Source organism: Ensifer sp. LBL, from assembly GCF_050435225.1.
Classification (GTDB): domain Bacteria; phylum Pseudomonadota; class Alphaproteobacteria; order Rhizobiales; family Rhizobiaceae; genus Ensifer.
Genome location: NZ_JBNDJY010000001.1, coordinates 984,794 through 999,035, shown reverse-complemented (window position 1 = coordinate 999,035; position 14,242 = coordinate 984,794). Strand labels below are relative to the sequence as shown.

Here is a 14,242-nt window from a genome sequence, read left to right as displayed (position 1 = left end):
AGATCTTGACATTGCCGATGCGCGACACGATCTAGGCGGCATACGGGCGCTCCTGAACGAGCGAGCGCGCAGCCGGCTGGGTGGTGCGTCGCAACGCGGCGGCACAAACCTGGTGGACAATCCGTTCATCGCGGGATCAAGTGATTACAGCGGGCATGTTGCGCCGGGGGACAGGAATGTCCCTGGCGCAATTTGGTTGGCTGAGGCAAGGAGCAAGACATGACCGACATGACGCCAGGGCTGGGTGAGTTCGACTTCGCCGGTGACGATCACGTTGTGCCTTTCCAGGTGGAAGGCCTCGACGTGCGTGGCCGCGCCGTGCAGCTCGGCCCGATGCTGGACGCAATTCTCGAGCGCCACAACTATCCGCTTCCGGTCGCACGTCTGGTTGCCGAAACCGTCGTGCTCACCGTTCTGCTCGGGACCTCGCTGAAGTTCGAAGGCAAGCTGATCGTCCAGACGCAAGGCGATGGCCCGGTCGATCTGGTCGTCGCCGATTTCTCGACGCCGGATCGCGTGCGCGCCTATGCCCGCTACGATCAGGAAGCGCTCGCGGCTGCCGAAAAGGACGGCCGCACCCTTTCGCACGAGCTGCTCGGAAAGGGCGTGCTCGCCTTCACCATCGACCAGGGCGCCCATACCCAGCGTTACCAGGGTATCGTTGCGCTTGACGGTGCGACGCTCGAGGAAATCGCCGGCGTCTATTTCCGTCAGTCGGAGCAGATCCCGACCAAGGTGCGCCTTGGCGTGGCCGAGCTTCTCGATCGCGACGAAAACGGCAAGCCGCGCCACCGCTGGCGCGCCGGCGGCATGGTTGCCCAGTTCCTGCCGGAAGCACCGGAGCGCATGCGCCAGCCCGATCTCTCGGGCGGTGATGGCGATGACGGCGAAAGCACGTTCGAGGACGACGATCTCTGGGCCGAAGCCAAGGTGATGGTCGAAACGATCGACATGGACGAGTTGACCGATCCGATGGTGGGAACCGAGCGGCTGCTCTATCGCCTGTTCCACGAGCGCGGCGTTCGCGTCTATGAACCGCAAGCGGTCTATGACCGTTGCAGCTGCTCGCGCGAAAAGCTTCAGTCGGTGTTGTCGAACCTGAGCACGGACGACCTCGAAAGCACCATCGACGATGGCGAAGTCAAGGTTACCTGCGAGTTCTGCTCGACGACCTATCGCTTCGAAGCTAGCGAGGTGCGCCCGCAGTAGCGGGCGCCTCCGGCCGACTGGCCGCGAGTTAGAGCGACGTCAGTGAAGGACGGGCTGTTCCGGATGTGTCAGTTCAGGGTGCGCACGAGCCCGGGTGAATCGAGCGAGAAGGCAGGGATGGCCACGTTGAAGGTCTCTCCGCCTTCCGATTCCATGCTGTAGTGACCGAACATCACGCCCGAGGGCGTATCCAGCGGGCATCCGGACGAATACTCATAGGTATCGCCGGGATTGAGCAGCGGCTGCTCGCCGATGACGCCCGGACCGCTGACCTCGTCGACTTGTCCATTCTCATCGGTAATGTGCCAGTAGCGCGTCATCAACCGCACGGTCGCGTCCGAGTGGTTTGAGATGACGATGCGATAGCCCCAAACATAGCGGCCGTCATCGGGATCCGACTGTTCTTCGAGATAGTACGGCTCCACCGTAACTTCTATGTCGCGGGTCAAAGCGCGATACATGGGCATCACCTTGCTTCAGGTCTTTCAGGGTATTCTACAGCAAGATGGTTTCGTCAAGAATAACGGCAAGATTGTGCGATCCCACGATGGGACGGATGGTCGTGCTGACGGGATCGGGCGGGTGAAACCGGCTTGGCGCCTTGGCGCTGGGCCGCCGGAAACCATCTTGTGACGGCCGGCAAGGGGCGTCGGCCGCCGTTGGTCACGGCGGCCGCGTCTTCGTAAATCAGGCCTTCACGGCCTTCAGCGCGCGGGCGAAATCTTCCACCACGTCGTCGCTGTCCTCGATACCGGCCGAGAAGCGCACGGTGCCGGCTGACATGCCGAGTTCCGTACGGGCCTCGTCGGTCAGGTTCTTGTGCGTGGTCGTGGCCGGATGGGTGATCAGGCTCTTGCTGTCGCCGAGGTTGTTGGAGATGCGCACGATCTCCAGCGCATTCTGCAGCGCGAAGGCAGCGTCCTTGCCGCCCTTCAGTTCGAAGGCGACGAGCGTCGAGCCGCCGGTCATCTGCTTGGCGATGATGTCGGCCTGCGGGTGGTCCTTGCGGCCGGGATAGATGACCTTGGCGACCTGCGGCTGTTCCGCCAGGAAGTCGGCGACGCGGCGGGCCGTTTCCGTCTGCTGACGCACGCGCAGCGGCAGCGTCTCGATGCCCTTCAGCAGCGTCCAGGCGTTGAACGGCGACATCGCCGGGCCGGTGTGGCGGAAGTAGTCGTGCAGGTGCTCGTTGATCCATTCCTTGTCGGAAAGCACCACGCCGCCGAGGCAACGGCCCTGGCCGTCGATATGCTTGGTGGCGGAATAGACGACGATATGGGCGCCCAGTTCCAGCGGCTTCTGGAAGAGCGGTGTTGCAAAGACGTTGTCGACGACGACCTTGGCGCCGATCTGGTTGGCGAGCTTGGCGACGCCGGCAATGTCGATGACTTCAAGCGTCGGGTTGGTCGGGCTTTCGAGGAAGAAGACCTTGGTGTTCTTCTGGATCGCCTTTTCCCAGTTGGCGAGATCGCGCCCGTCAACCAGCGTGCACTCGATGCCGTATTTCGGCGCCAGCGTCTCAACCACCCAACGGCAGGAGCCGAAGAGCGCGCGGGCGGCGACGATATGATCGCCGGCCTTCAGCTGGCAGAGGATGGCGGCGGTGACCGCGGCCATGCCCGATGCGGTGGCGCGCGCGTCTTCAGCGCCTTCCAGCATGCACATGCGCTTTTCGAACATGTCGTTGGTCGGGCTGCCGTAGCGGGCGTAGATGAAACCTTCGGTCTCGCCCTTGAAGCGCGCCTCGGCGGCTTCCGAAGTCTCGTAGACGAAACCCTGGGTGAGGAAGATCGCTTCGGAGGTCTCGCCGTGCTGGGAGCGGGTCGTGCCGCCATGGACCAGTTGCGTTGCGGGGCGCCAGTTTTTGCTCATGTGACGATCACTTTCAAAAACAAAAAAACCGGCCGCGTGAAGGGCCGGTTTGACACCCGGCCTTTTTAGCTACTTGTTTAACGTGGCTGCAAGCCGACCGGCCAAATCACCACGGGATAAAGCTTCAATACTGCCAGGGTACGCTTGCGTCAATTCCCGGAGTTTGGTTTTGTCTCGCAACTGAAAAGAGGACTGCAATGGGCCGCGACACTGGGATTTTGGCCGATCGCGCGATCGCCGCGCTGTTCGAATCGGGACGCCTGAAGAGCGAGAAGCCGCTGGATGACGATCAGATCCAGCCGGCAAGCCTCGACCTGCGCCTCGGCGCCAAGGCTTTTCGCGTCCGCGCGAGCTTCATGCCGGGTCCGTCTCATCTCGTTGCCGACAAGCTCGACCGGCTGAAGCTGCACGTGGTCGACCTGACCGAGGGTGCGGTGCTGGAGACCGGCTGCGTCTACATCGTGCCGCTGATGGAAAGCCTGGCGCTGCCCAAGGGCATGTCGGCCTCGGCCAACCCGAAGAGCTCGACCGGCCGCCTCGACATCTTCACCCGCGTCATCACCGACCGCGCCCAGGAATTCGACAAGATCCCGGCCGGCTACAGCGGTCCGCTCTATCTCGAAATCAGCCCGCGCACCTTCCCGATCGTCGTGCGCCGCGGCTCGCGCCTGTCGCAGATCCGCTTCCGCATGGGCCAATCGATCCTGTCGGAACAGGAATTGCAGGCGTTGCATGATAGCGACGTGCTGGTGGCGAGCGACAGGCCGAACGTCAGCGGCGGCGGTATCGCGCTGTCGATCGATCTGAAGGGTACCAGGCCCGAAGGGCTGATCGGCTATCGCGGCAAGCACCACACGGCGGTTATCGACGTCGACAAGAAGGCGCAGCACGCGATCTTCGATTTCTGGGAGCCGCTTTATAGCCGCGGCCGCGACGAGCTGATCCTCGATCCGGATGAGTTCTACATTCTCGTCTCGCGCGAGGCCGTGCATGTGCCACCGCTTTATGCGGCCGAGATGACGCCGTTCGATCCGTTGGTTGGCGAATTCCGCGTACATTACGCCGGTTTCTTCGATCCGGGGTTCGGCCATGCCTCTGCTGGCGGCACGGGCAGCCGTGCGGTGCTGGAAGTGCGCAGCCACGAGGTGCCGTTCATCCTCGAACACGGCCAGATCGTCGGCCGCCTGATTTACGAACACATGCTGGAACGCCCGGATGGTCTCTACGGCCTCGGTGTCGGATCCAACTACCAGGCGCAGGGCCTGAAACTCTCGAAGCATTTCCGCGCCGAGTAGGGGATTTCGAAGCGACCCTGGCGCGATCCGGCGCAAGGGTGCTTGACAGATCGCCCCGGTTCGGGAAATTTCGCAGGCGCCGCGGGTGTAGTTCAGCGGTAGAACGCCAGCTTCCCAAGCTGGATGTCGTCGGTTCGATCCCGATCACCCGCTCCATTCCTTCCTGACCGATCATTGCCTCGATGGCGTAAGGCCTATGGCCAGTTGCGCCGTGGACGGCTAACCTAGGACGGGATGAATCATCCGCGGTTCTAAGGGCCGCATCTGACACACGAGACGTGCCGGCCCGCTGCCCATGAAGCTTTTCTCCCTGTTCGCCCTCTGCGCGTCCTTGATCGCAACGCCGCTTGCGGCCCAGCCCAAGGACCTGCCGCTCCTTTTCGATGCGCGCGAACGCATCGCCAAGCCGGACCTCACGGGCCTCGCGCGCCTGCGTTTCCTGACGACGGTGGACTTTCCGCCGTTCAACTTCATCGACCAGTCGGGTAAGCTTTCGGGATTCCATGTGGATCTCGTGCGCGAGATCTGCCGCGAGCTCGACATCGAAGCCAAATGCCAGATCCAGGCGGTGACCTATGCGGAGCTGCTGCCAGCGCTGGAACAGGGGCAGGGCGAGGCGGTGGCCGCCGGCGTCGCCGTCGGTCCGGAACTGCGCCAGCGCTTCGGCTTTTCGCGCGCCTTCATGCGGCTCCCGGCGCGGTTCGCGGTCAACACCAAGGCGGCGGGCGCAGTGGCCGCGCCGAAGGATCTTAAGGGCAAGCCGGTCGGTGTCGTCGCCGGAACCACGCATGAGGCGATGTTCAAGGCGTTCTTCCCGAAGATCGAGGCCAAGGTCTTTCCCGACCGCGAGGCCATGCTGACGGCGCTGCAGAAGGGCGATGTGCCGGCGGTGTTTTCCGACGGCATGCAGCTTTCCTTCTGGATCTCTGGCAGCGCTGCCGGCGGTTGCTGCGCGCTCGTCGATGGCGCCTACTTCTCGCAGCGTTTCCTCGGCGAAGGCCTGACGATCATGAACCGCAAGTCGGAGCCGGCGCTGACCCAGGCGATCGATCACGCGCTGCTGGCGTTGTCGCGCAGCGGGCGGTTGGAGGAAATCTACCTGCGCTATTTCCCCAACGGCATCTACTGAGCTTCAGGGCTTCCCGGCGCGATCGTCGGCCGGCCTATCGGCGGAAGCGGGCAAGCGCGCCGCGCTCGATGGCGGCGCAGGTCAGTTTGTCGAGGCCAAGCCGGTCGCGCAGCAGCTGCAGCAGGCGGATTTCTTCGTTGCGGATGCGCTGGTCGGCGGCCGCGATCTCGACGGCGAGCGCGTAGGCCGTCTCGAGGAACTTCTCCGGCAACGCTTCGCGCACGATCTCGAGCATGATGTCGAGCCCCTCGGGCGCCGCCAGCTGTGCCGAACATTCATGGCCGATATGGACGAGGCTATCCTCGTCGAAGCCTTCGAACACGGGCAGGAACTGGACCAGCCTGCCGATGCGGGCAAACTCGTCGTCGCTCATCTCGCGGTCGACCGCCGACATCATCACCATGACGTAGACGAGAGCTTCGTGGTGGCTGAGGCTTGGCAGCATGGGGCTTTCCGGTGGTAGGGCAATTCCAGGGAGAGGGTGGTTCCTGATCCGGAGTTGCGTCGTTTCAAAGAGTCGGGCCGTCTGTTGCTTTCGGCAGACGGTCGAGAGCTGGGAATTGTCGCGGCTGTTTACAAGTCCGGTTGCGAGGCGTCCACTCCGAGGCCGAGGGTCGGATCGTCGAAGGTCATCGGCGTGTGGCTGAGGTCGCGCGGATCGTCACCGTAAAAGCCGAGCTTTGCCTGGCGTGCCGCGTCGGCGCGTTTTTCGAGGGAGGAGCCCGCGACCGGTGTCGCCCAGCCATTGTCGACGAGCCAGGTGGCGAGATCCTGACCGCCAAGCGTGCAGGAGGCGGTGGCCGAAGGGCCGGGACCTGCTTCGGGCAGATCGCAGCTGACCGCACGTGCACGCAGGAAGTTTCGGAAGGCGGTTCGTGCGACGATGCCGCAGGGCCAGCTCTTGCCGCCGCTTTCGCAGGTCCGCTCCGCCTGCTCCGGCTCGATGCCGTCGATCTGCAGGGTCAGCTTGTCGAACTGGATCACGCCGGCGGCGACCGCGACCGGACGATAGAGCACGGTCGGCCCGGCGGCCTTCGCTTCCTTCTTCGGTTCCGACAGCGGCGCGCGCGGTTCCACCCGCTCGAGCGGCGCGCTTGTGACGGTGTCGGGCAGGCCGAACTGCTGGGGCTCGATGGCGCGCGCGGCCTTTTCCGTCGTGGTGGTGCCCTGCGGTTGTTCGCCCGTCGTCGCTGCGCCGCCGGAGGGCGCGCCGGGGCCGAGCGGGACCTCGTCGTCGGCCTGATCCGGCGTCGCCTCGAAATCGGTCATGTCGGGCGTTTCGAGAACGAGTTCCGGCGTGGCGGCGGTCTCGCGGTCGCGGATGGCGACGGCGCCCGCATAGAGGATGCCGGTGAAAAGGGCGATTGCGGCGATGCCGCCGGCAAGGGTGTACAAATGCTGCCGCATCAGGAAGGACGTCCTATTGGCTGGCCCAGATGATCCGGGCGATCCATTCGATCTGGCTGGTCTCGAAGCTGCGGTTCGGATGCTCGGGATTGAGCGACAGGAGTTCGATCACCCGCGGCGTCTGGCGCGTGAGCACCTTTGCCATGACCTCTCCCTCCTGTGTCTTCACTACGACGCGATCGCCCCGCCGGATCGGCGCGCCGGGGTCGACGATCAGAATGTCGCCGTCGCGGTAGAGCGGTAGCATGCTGTCTCCCTGTACCCCGAGTGCATAGGTGCCGCTGCGCTTTTCCGCATCCGTGGGAAAATCGATGACGTCCCAGCCCTGACCGGCGGGAAAGCCGCCGTCGTCGAAGTAGCCGCCGGCACCCGCCTGGGCAAAGCCGATGAGCGGGATCGTGGCAGCGGCCACAGGTTCTGAAGGCGCTGTGGCCCCGTTCGGCTGCAGCAGGCTTGTGAACTGGTCCATGGTGGCGCCAGTCGCCTCCAGCACCTTGGCGATCGATTCCGTCGAGGGCCAACGCTCCCGCCCGTCGGCGGAGCGACGCTTGGACTTGTTGAAGGAGGTCGGGTCGAGGCCGGCACGGCGCGCGAGACCGGAAGGCGAGAGCTGGTGGCGCTCGGCCAGGGTGTCGATAGCGTGCCAGATCGTGCCGTGAGACAACATGACGAGAGATCCAGGCCGGGCAGGCGGCCACTTGCTGCTTTGGTTCCCGGCCACACTACCGAAACGCTGCAGGGCGGTAAAGAATCGGGAGGAAAATAGTCCTCGTCCCGTCATTTGCTTTGCGGGGCGTCGCCCCTATAGTTCCGGTGATGGGCTGGCAGGCTTTCGGTGGAGGGCGTTTTGTTGATGCGCATGAAAGCGGAACGCCTGCTGATCGTCGCCATGCTTGCCGCAGTCGCCGGACTTGCGCTCGAAGATCACCTGCTTGAAATGGGGCGCCTCGCAACGCTTCTCGGTGCCGGCGGCCTGGTGGTCGCGATCGTGTTTGCGTCGCTGCGGGTGTCGCATCACGCCGAGGTGCTGGCGTCCAAGGTCGGCGATCCCTACGGCACGATGATCCTGACGCTCTCGGCGGTGCTCGTCGAAGTCGTCGTGCTGGCGATCATGATGACGAGCGAGACGTCTCCGACGCTGGTGCGCGACACGATCTACGCGGCCGTCATGCTCGACATCAACGGCATCCTGGGGCTCGCGGCCCTGCTCGGCGGCCTGAAGCACGGCGAGCAACCCTATAACGACGATTCCGCCCGCACCTACAGCGTGATGATCCTGACGGCGATGGGGATTTCGATGATCGTGCCGGAATTCGTGCCGGCGGCCAAATGGCATCTCTATTCGGCCTTCACCATCGGCGCGATGATCACGCTCTACGCCCTGTTCCTGCGCATGCAGGTGGGCGTGCACAGCTACTTCTTCAGCTACAGCTATCCGAAGGCGAAGGGCGAGGGGAGCGCGAGACAAGGCGATCCGGACCAACCGGTGCTGCCGTCGATCGTGATCCTCATCCTCGGCATCGTGCTGATCGGCTTTCTGGCGGAAGTAATGTCGTCGCTGCTGACCTCAGGCTTGAAAGGGAGCGGTGCACCGCTCGCCGTCACGGCCATCGTCGTCGCGGCGATTTCCGCCTCGCCGGAGATCATGACCGCCATGCGCGCCGCTCTCGCCAACCGCATGCAGGCGGTCGTCAATATCGCGCTCGGTGCCTCGCTTTCGACCGTCATCCTGACGGTGCCGGTGATGGAGGCGATCGCGCTCTATACTGGCCAGCCCTTCCTGATGGCGATGTCGCCGGTTCAGACGGTGATGGTGACGATCACGCTGATCGTTGCGGCGATCAACCTCAATGACGGCCAGACCAACGCGATTGAGGGCATGACGCATTTCGTGCTGTTTGCCACCTTCGTCATGCTCTCGGCGATCGGCCTTTGAGCCGATGATGGGCGAGCGTCAGGCCGTCGCCTCTTCGCGCGCTTTCCTGGCCACCACTTCTTCATAGGCGGCCTGCAGCGTCGCGCGCACCCTGGGAGGACCGTCGAGCGGCGTCCCCAGATGGTCGTGCCGCAACTCGTCCATGAAGCGGTCCCAGAGCGCCGGGCCGCCGTTCTCCATGAGTTCGGCACGAATGCTGAGCTCTTCGCTGACCGGCAGGTAGCGTCGCCCCCAGGCGCCAAGCTGGGCCATGATCGGCACCAGTGCAATCGTCATTTCCGTCAGGCTGTAGATCGCCTTCTGCTTGTGCGTGGGGTCGTCACGCTTCGTCAGCATGCCCTGTTCGACCAGCATCTTCAGCCGGTCCGCCAGGATGTTCGAGGAGATGCCCTCCTGCGATCGCAGCAGCTCCCGGAAGTGCCGTTTGCCGCCGAAGATCATGTCGCGAATGATCAGCAGGCTCCATTTGTCGCCGAACACTTCGAGCGAAAGATTGATCGGGCAACCCGAGCGCATGTCGTCCTTCATTGGCACCTCTTTAAAACCGCTTGCATTATCGCATCACTGACGCTAACGTTCAACTGATTTCAAAATAATAGCAGTTCATATTCGAAACCAGTTAATCATAAGCCATCAGTTTCCGACCCAGAGGAGGCAAGACATGACTGACAGATCCGTGGAACATTCGAGCTTCACCATTGAGCGCAACTTCAAGGCAACACCGGTCGAGGTGTTCAGGGCGTTCTCGGAACCGGCCGCAAAGGAGCGCTGGTTCGTCAACGTCGAAGCCGGGGCGCAGATCACCCACGACTTCCGCGTCGGCGGCCGCGAAAGCGGTCGCTTCAGCGTGGACGACGGGACGACCTATTACGACGACACCATCTATCTGGATATCGTCGAGAACCGCCGGATCATCTTTGCCTATACGATGACGCAGAACGACAGGCGGATTTCCGCCTCCGTCGCCACGGTCGATATCCAGCCCGCGGGCACCGGCACGCGCCTCGTCTTTACCGAACAGGTCGCCTTCCTCGACGGTCTCGACAAGCTCGAGTACCGGCGCGGAGGCTGGGAAGAATTGATGGGCGCCTTGGCGAAGGAACTCGGCGAGGCCGTTGCCGCCTGAGACAAAACGACTGGCCGCTTCTCGCGATCGATCCCGGAGGACACGTGCTGGTCCTCCGGGATTTTTCTAGTGCATGGCGGCAATCGCGCTACCGGCGATGCCGACAGAGAACAGCGTGAGGCAGACGGCAGCGATCCGGCGCGGCAGGTGCGAGGCCGACAGACCCTTGGACATCTGCACCAGCAGGGCGCCGGCCCCGATCCAGGCCGACCCGGCAGCGACGACCAGCAGCGAAAAGCCGGCGATCCAGGGCCAGACGGCTGCCAACCCCGTCTGCGGCAACAACACCAGGGCGACGATCAGGGCTTTCGGATTGAGCAGCGTCGTGACGAAGACTTGTCGGATGGAGATGACCACGCCTTCGCTGCGTTCGTCATCGGTCGTCCAGAGCGCATAGGCGAGATAGAGCACCCAGCATGCTGCAATGAGCCTTAGCGCCAGGCCGAGGTTTGGATGGGCGGCGAGGAACGGGGCGAGCAGCGCGACGGCGGGAATGATTACCGCAAGATAGCCGCCGAGCTCGCCGGTCAAAAGCGGCAGCGACCGGCGGAAGCCGGCCGATGCGCCGGAAAGCCAGAGCAGCGTGTTCGTCGGACCGGGCGTCGCGAGCAGGACGAGGGCGGCAAGGGCGAAGGCGAGCGGCTGCATGTCGTTGAGACCTAGGTTTCATGGTCGTTATCGCTGCCTTCTAGCAGCGGTGCAAGCGCCGGTTCTTGATCTCCGTCAAGGTTGGTGCCGGATCGTGGCGCAGGCCACCCCAAAAAATCGCCACAGCGCCGCCCCGGCATGCCCCTTCCGCGCCCGACGCCGCCGCGCTATCAGACGGGCTCAGCCGCTTCTCTTCCCGCCGGCGTGATCGAGGCTCCCATGAACAAGACCGTCCTGTCAGGCATCGTCATGACGACGTTTTCCTATTTCCTGTTTTCGCTGCAGGATGCGTCGGTCAAATGGCTGGTCGTCGGCTACTCGGTCTGGCAGATCCTGTTTACCCGCAGCATCACCATCCTGGTGCTTTGCCTCGTCATCGGCCGCGGCCAGCTGGTGCGCAATGCCATCGTGTCGCCGGTGCTCAAGCCGCTCTTCGTGCGCAATCTTTTGCTGCTCGCCGCCTGGCTTTGCTACTTCAATGCGGCGCGTGATCTCAGCCTCGCCGAAATGACGACGCTCTATTATGCCGCGCCGATCGTCGTGACGCTGTTGGCGGTGCCGATCCTGAAGGAGGACGTGCCGCCGATCCGCTGGTTCGCCGTCTTCATCGGCTTCGTCGGCGTGCTCGTCGCCTGCGATGTGCTTGGCACCGGCATGAAGCTGTCGCTGCCTGTTTTCCTGGCTCTGCTTGCCGCCGTCTTCTGGGCGATCGGCACGGTGATGCTGCGCAAGACCGCACTCCACGAAACGACCTTGGTGCAGATGACGATCTCCAACGTCTTCTTCATCGGCATGACCGGGGTCGCGGTCGGTTTCTTCTGGACGCCGCCGGCGCTCTTCGACGTCGCGCTGATGGCCGGTACCGGCGTCATCGCCGGCATTGCGCAGTACGCCTTTTTCGAGGGCATGCGTCGCGCACCGATCTCGGTGATCGCACCGTTCGAATATACCTCGCTCGTCTGGGCCTTCGGCCTCGGCTTCCTGATCTGGGGCGACGTGCCGGCCACCAATGTTTTCGCCGGCGCCGGACTGATCTTTGCGGCCGGCCTGCTGATCATCGTCGGCGAACGCCTGGCGCACCGGCGCCAGGGCGCAACCGCCTGAGGCCGAATGGAAGCGGAACGCTTCACGCCTTGATGACGAGGGCTTCCGGTATACGACCGGTCAGCCGGAAGAACAGGTGGGACGTCACGAGCACGTTGGGGTCGGCAAGATGCTGGTCGAGGGCGGCGAGATCGTCATCCAGCTGGACTTGGCTGATGAAGCCTTCGGCAACGAGCCTGTCACGGACATTGTTGATGAAATCCCGAAGGATCGATCGGCGGTCGTGGCCGGGCGGGTAGACGTGCTCGACCGCATCGACGGAAATCGCCTCGACGCCGGCACTCCGGAACAGCCGATGCAGCCGACGGCCGATGTTGAGGTCGATGCCTCTGGCCGTGGAATAGGCGGTGTAGGCGGCCAGCAGCCGGTCCCAGGCGGCAAGCGGCGGATCGCAGATATGCGCCAGGAAATCGGCCTCGAAACTCGCGATCCAGCCGCCGGGCCTCACCAGCGACACCATTTCGAGCACGATGAGTTCCGGCCGTGGCACGTTGACCAGTACCAGCCGCATATGGGCGCCGTCGAAGGAGCGGCGCGGCAGGCCGGTGGCATAGGCGTCGCCCTCACGCACCTCGACCTGCGGCAGTGCGTGACCGCCAACGAAACGGCGGGCAAGTTCGACGAAATGCGGGTCGCGCTCGATGCCGAGCACCGAGCCGGTCGGCCCGACACGCTTGCCGATGAGATGCAGCACGCCGCCGGGACCGCAACCGAGATCGACGACGCGCTCGCCCGGCTTGATGCCGACCCTTTCGAGTTGCTGGTCGGAATCGGGTGCGAGATTGGCGATTTGTCGTTTCAGGCGTGCTTCTTCGGGCCCGGCGCGCCCAAGCAGATAGAGATCAGGCTCGCTCATGGCGTGTCCCCCTCTGAAGTCGCGGAGGATGCGCCCCCGCACGGAGGGCGTCAATCAGAAGATGCTGATAAGCTTAACGCGCCCGCGATGTCATGAAGCGCCGTTCCGCGGTTTCCTCATAGATCACAAGGCCTTCGCGGCGATAGAAGGCCACCGCCGGATTGGTCGTCAGCACGCTGAGCCGCACGGGCAGGCCGATCGCTCCCGCCTCGCCAAGCACCTGCCTCAGGGCGAAAGCCCCGTAGCCACGCTTCTGATATGCGGGCGCGACATAGAGCTTGTTCACCCAGAGATGGTCCGCGCGCGGCGTCACCGAAACACAGCCGGCATCTTCGCCGTCTGCAACGATGAGGCGATGTTCATCGACGATCAGCGCATCCGCCGGACGCGGACGCCAACTGCCCCAGAGTGCGACGGCATAGTCGCGCATGCAGGCTTCTTCGAGCCAGTGCAGATAAGGTTCGTCGCCGGAAATGGCAGGGCGGAGCGTGGCTTTGGTCATGTTTGTCGTGGGGCGCGGTTTCATCCGCTGAGGCCTAGCACCCCAACTGTAACAGGGTGATGGCTTCCGGCTCCGGCTCCGGCTCCGGCTCCGGCAGCGTCGGCGATTGTGTGTGCGGTTGTTTCCCTTTATGCCATTCCGTCATTGGGGTTGCATCTGCGTGCCGGGGCGAGCGTCACCTATGGGAATCTGGAAGCATGTGACCGCGCTTGTCGCCAGGTCGAAGAGGCGCGCGGTGTCGGACGATTATCGCGTCTTCACCCGAAAGTTCGATCGGGTGGTCCACGCGGAGCAGTTGTCCGATGTGCTTGGATGCCTGCCGCCGGAAGCGGCTCGATCGCACGAAGCGGCGTGGTCGATCTTCCAGACCGGCCTCGAAGAATGGCGAATGCGGTGGCATCTCGGGGCGCTTTCATCCGCCGAAGCCGTCAAAAGCGCGATCCCGAAACAGATACGAGACGACACGACGGTCACGATCCTGATGGATCAATCGGGCTCCATGAAAGGGCAAACGATGTTGCTCGCAGCCGCGGCCATCGAGGTCACCGAGCAATATCTTCGCAGCCTCGGATGCAGTGTCGAAATACTCGGGTTCACGACGTCGACCTGGCAGGGTGGCGAAGCGCGCAAATATTGGCGAGCGCTTATGAAGCCCGAGCGTCCGGGGCGCCTCTGCGATTTGCTGCATGTCATCTATCACGATGGGATACAGGAAAACTCCGGCGCGCTTGGGCACAGGGTTTTCAAGCCCATGCTTCGGCCAGACTTGCCAAAGGAGAATGTCGATGGCGAGGCCCTGCAATGGGCGGCACAGCGCTTGCGGAGCAGAAAGCGCCGCAGCAAGCTGTTGCTGATCATTTCCGATGGCGTCCCGGTCGACGACGCGACGCTGTTGGCCAACGATCCCGGTATCCTTGATCGTCACCTTCAAGCGGTCGTCGCCACACTCGAGGCGGACCCCGATATTTCCCTGGCGGCTCTCGGGATCGGCCACGACGTGAGCAAGCGCTACGCGCGATCGCGCTGTCTTTCCGGGCCGGGCGACCTCGGTGCGGGGCTTGTCGATCTCCTCAGCGAAATGCTCTTGGCGGCTGCTCAGCCACTCAAGGAAAAGTCGTAGCACGCTGGCGACCGCGCGGCGGGCAGGGAAAAAAGAAG

16 protein-coding genes, 1 tRNA gene and 1 riboswitch are annotated in these 14,242 nt (G+C 63.7%); of the genes, 8 read left to right on the top strand and 9 right to left on the bottom strand.

Annotation, left to right across the window (positions count from 1 at the left end; all coding sequences use genetic code 11):
- Positions 1–219 precede the first annotated feature (219 nt).
- The gene (locus tag OKW20_RS04880; protein WP_192447938.1) at positions 220–1,209 is read left to right on the top strand and encodes an Hsp33 family molecular chaperone; all 990 of its coding nucleotides are present in this window, start codon (positions 220–222) and stop codon (positions 1,207–1,209) included.
- 68 nt (positions 1,210–1,277) lie between these two features.
- Here OKW20_RS04880 and apaG read toward each other — a convergent pair whose 3' ends face one another.
- The gene (gene apaG, locus OKW20_RS04875; protein ID WP_043622371.1) at positions 1,278–1,670 is read right to left on the bottom strand and encodes a Co2+/Mg2+ efflux protein ApaG; all 393 of its coding nucleotides are present in this window, start codon (positions 1,668–1,670) and stop codon (positions 1,278–1,280) included.
- Between the two features lie 226 nt (positions 1,671–1,896).
- A complete protein-coding gene (locus tag OKW20_RS04870) occupies positions 1,897–3,081 on the bottom strand; it encodes an O-succinylhomoserine sulfhydrylase (RefSeq protein ID WP_043622374.1) in 1,185 nt (394 codons plus the stop codon).
- A gap of 44 nt (positions 3,082–3,125) precedes the next feature.
- Positions 3,126–3,204: riboswitch (SAM riboswitch) on the bottom strand.
- 74 nt (positions 3,205–3,278) lie between these two features.
- On the opposite strand from OKW20_RS04870, the gene OKW20_RS04865 reads away from it, so the two are divergent.
- The 3 genes from OKW20_RS04865 (at position 3,279) to OKW20_RS04855 (ending at position 5,505) form a co-directional block, all read left to right on the top strand.
- Positions 3,279–4,376: a 2'-deoxycytidine 5'-triphosphate deaminase gene (locus tag OKW20_RS04865; protein WP_429170587.1), complete on the top strand. Its 1,098-nt coding sequence runs from the start codon at positions 3,279–3,281 to the stop codon at positions 4,374–4,376.
- An 81-nt stretch (positions 4,377–4,457) separates the two neighbouring features.
- A tRNA-Gly gene (locus OKW20_RS04860) sits at positions 4,458–4,532 on the top strand.
- Between the two features lie 139 nt (positions 4,533–4,671).
- Positions 4,672–5,505, top strand: a complete 834-nt coding sequence (locus OKW20_RS04855; RefSeq protein ID WP_402323412.1) for a transporter substrate-binding domain-containing protein — start codon at positions 4,672–4,674, stop codon at positions 5,503–5,505.
- Positions 5,506–5,539: 34 nt separating this feature from the next.
- Here the strand turns inward: OKW20_RS04855 and OKW20_RS04850 are convergent, their stop codons facing one another.
- From OKW20_RS04850 to OKW20_RS04840, 3 genes are all read right to left on the bottom strand, one after another.
- Positions 5,540–5,950, bottom strand: a complete 411-nt coding sequence (locus OKW20_RS04850; protein ID WP_429170584.1) for a tellurite resistance TerB family protein — start codon at positions 5,948–5,950, stop codon at positions 5,540–5,542.
- Positions 5,951–6,078: 128 nt separating this feature from the next.
- On the bottom strand, positions 6,079–6,912 hold the full coding sequence (locus tag OKW20_RS04845) for a thermonuclease family protein (protein WP_429170582.1): 834 nt from the start codon (positions 6,910–6,912) through the stop codon (positions 6,079–6,081).
- Positions 6,913–6,925: 13 nt separating this feature from the next.
- Positions 6,926–7,579: a S24 family peptidase gene (locus OKW20_RS04840; protein ID WP_429170580.1), complete on the bottom strand. Its 654-nt coding sequence runs from the start codon at positions 7,577–7,579 to the stop codon at positions 6,926–6,928.
- Between the two features lie 186 nt (positions 7,580–7,765).
- Between OKW20_RS04840 and OKW20_RS04835 the strand changes: the two genes are divergently transcribed.
- Entirely contained in the window at positions 7,766–8,848 is a 1,083-nt protein-coding gene (locus tag OKW20_RS04835; protein WP_429170577.1) for a calcium:proton antiporter, read from the top strand.
- Between the two features lie 18 nt (positions 8,849–8,866).
- Here OKW20_RS04835 and OKW20_RS04830 read toward each other — a convergent pair whose 3' ends face one another.
- Positions 8,867–9,376 (bottom strand): winged helix-turn-helix transcriptional regulator, encoded by a 510-nt coding sequence (locus tag OKW20_RS04830; RefSeq protein WP_043622393.1) that lies wholly within the window; start codon positions 9,374–9,376, stop codon positions 8,867–8,869.
- 133 nt (positions 9,377–9,509) lie between these two features.
- On the opposite strand from OKW20_RS04830, the gene OKW20_RS04825 reads away from it, so the two are divergent.
- Positions 9,510–9,974, top strand: a complete 465-nt coding sequence (locus tag OKW20_RS04825; protein ID WP_429112255.1) for an SRPBCC family protein — start codon at positions 9,510–9,512, stop codon at positions 9,972–9,974.
- 66 nt (positions 9,975–10,040) lie between these two features.
- Here the strand turns inward: OKW20_RS04825 and OKW20_RS04820 are convergent, their stop codons facing one another.
- A complete protein-coding gene (locus OKW20_RS04820) occupies positions 10,041–10,622 on the bottom strand; it encodes a LysE family translocator (RefSeq protein ID WP_429170574.1) in 582 nt (193 codons plus the stop codon).
- A gap of 219 nt (positions 10,623–10,841) precedes the next feature.
- Between OKW20_RS04820 and OKW20_RS04815 the strand changes: the two genes are divergently transcribed.
- A complete protein-coding gene (locus OKW20_RS04815; protein ID WP_043622443.1) occupies positions 10,842–11,726 on the top strand; it encodes a DMT family transporter in 885 nt (294 codons plus the stop codon).
- A gap of 22 nt (positions 11,727–11,748) precedes the next feature.
- Here the strand turns inward: OKW20_RS04815 and OKW20_RS04810 are convergent, their stop codons facing one another.
- Positions 11,749–12,582, bottom strand: coding sequence for a methyltransferase domain-containing protein (locus OKW20_RS04810; protein WP_429170571.1), 834 nt, complete (start codon positions 12,580–12,582; stop codon positions 11,749–11,751).
- 73 nt (positions 12,583–12,655) lie between these two features.
- Entirely contained in the window at positions 12,656–13,084 is a 429-nt protein-coding gene (locus tag OKW20_RS04805; protein ID WP_429170569.1) for a GNAT family N-acetyltransferase, read from the bottom strand.
- A 199-nt stretch (positions 13,085–13,283) separates the two neighbouring features.
- Here OKW20_RS04805 and OKW20_RS04800 point away from each other — a divergent pair, with 199 nt between their 5' ends.
- Positions 13,284–14,204 carry a cobaltochelatase CobT-related protein gene (locus OKW20_RS04800; protein ID WP_429170566.1) on the top strand — a complete coding sequence of 307 codons (921 nt, stop codon included), beginning with the start codon at positions 13,284–13,286 and terminating at the stop codon, positions 14,202–14,204.
- The last annotated feature ends 38 nt before the right edge of the window (positions 14,205–14,242 follow it).

Coding starts and splice junctions, on each gene's coding strand:
- OKW20_RS04880 (WP_192447938.1), top strand. CDS start 220: ATGACCGACATGACGCCAGGGCTGGGTGAGTTCGACTTCGCCGGTGAC.
- apaG (WP_043622371.1), bottom strand. CDS start 1,670: ATGTATCGCGCTTTGACCCGCGACATAGAAGTTACGGTGGAGCCGTAC.
- OKW20_RS04870 (WP_043622374.1), bottom strand. CDS start 3,081: ATGAGCAAAAACTGGCGCCCCGCAACGCAACTGGTCCATGGCGGCACG.
- OKW20_RS04865 (WP_429170587.1), top strand. CDS start 3,279: ATGGGCCGCGACACTGGGATTTTGGCCGATCGCGCGATCGCCGCGCTG.
- OKW20_RS04855 (WP_402323412.1), top strand. CDS start 4,672: ATGAAGCTTTTCTCCCTGTTCGCCCTCTGCGCGTCCTTGATCGCAACG.
- OKW20_RS04850 (WP_429170584.1), bottom strand. CDS start 5,950: ATGCTGCCAAGCCTCAGCCACCACGAAGCTCTCGTCTACGTCATGGTG.
- OKW20_RS04845 (WP_429170582.1), bottom strand. CDS start 6,912: ATGCGGCAGCATTTGTACACCCTTGCCGGCGGCATCGCCGCAATCGCC.
- OKW20_RS04840 (WP_429170580.1), bottom strand. CDS start 7,579: ATGTTGTCTCACGGCACGATCTGGCACGCTATCGACACCCTGGCCGAG.
- OKW20_RS04835 (WP_429170577.1), top strand. CDS start 7,766: ATGCGCATGAAAGCGGAACGCCTGCTGATCGTCGCCATGCTTGCCGCA.
- OKW20_RS04830 (WP_043622393.1), bottom strand. CDS start 9,376: ATGAAGGACGACATGCGCTCGGGTTGCCCGATCAATCTTTCGCTCGAA.
- OKW20_RS04825 (WP_429112255.1), top strand. CDS start 9,510: ATGACTGACAGATCCGTGGAACATTCGAGCTTCACCATTGAGCGCAAC.
- OKW20_RS04820 (WP_429170574.1), bottom strand. CDS start 10,622: ATGCAGCCGCTCGCCTTCGCCCTTGCCGCCCTCGTCCTGCTCGCGACG.
- OKW20_RS04815 (WP_043622443.1), top strand. CDS start 10,842: ATGAACAAGACCGTCCTGTCAGGCATCGTCATGACGACGTTTTCCTAT.
- OKW20_RS04810 (WP_429170571.1), bottom strand. CDS start 12,582: ATGAGCGAGCCTGATCTCTATCTGCTTGGGCGCGCCGGGCCCGAAGAA.
- OKW20_RS04805 (WP_429170569.1), bottom strand. CDS start 13,084: ATGACCAAAGCCACGCTCCGCCCTGCCATTTCCGGCGACGAACCTTAT.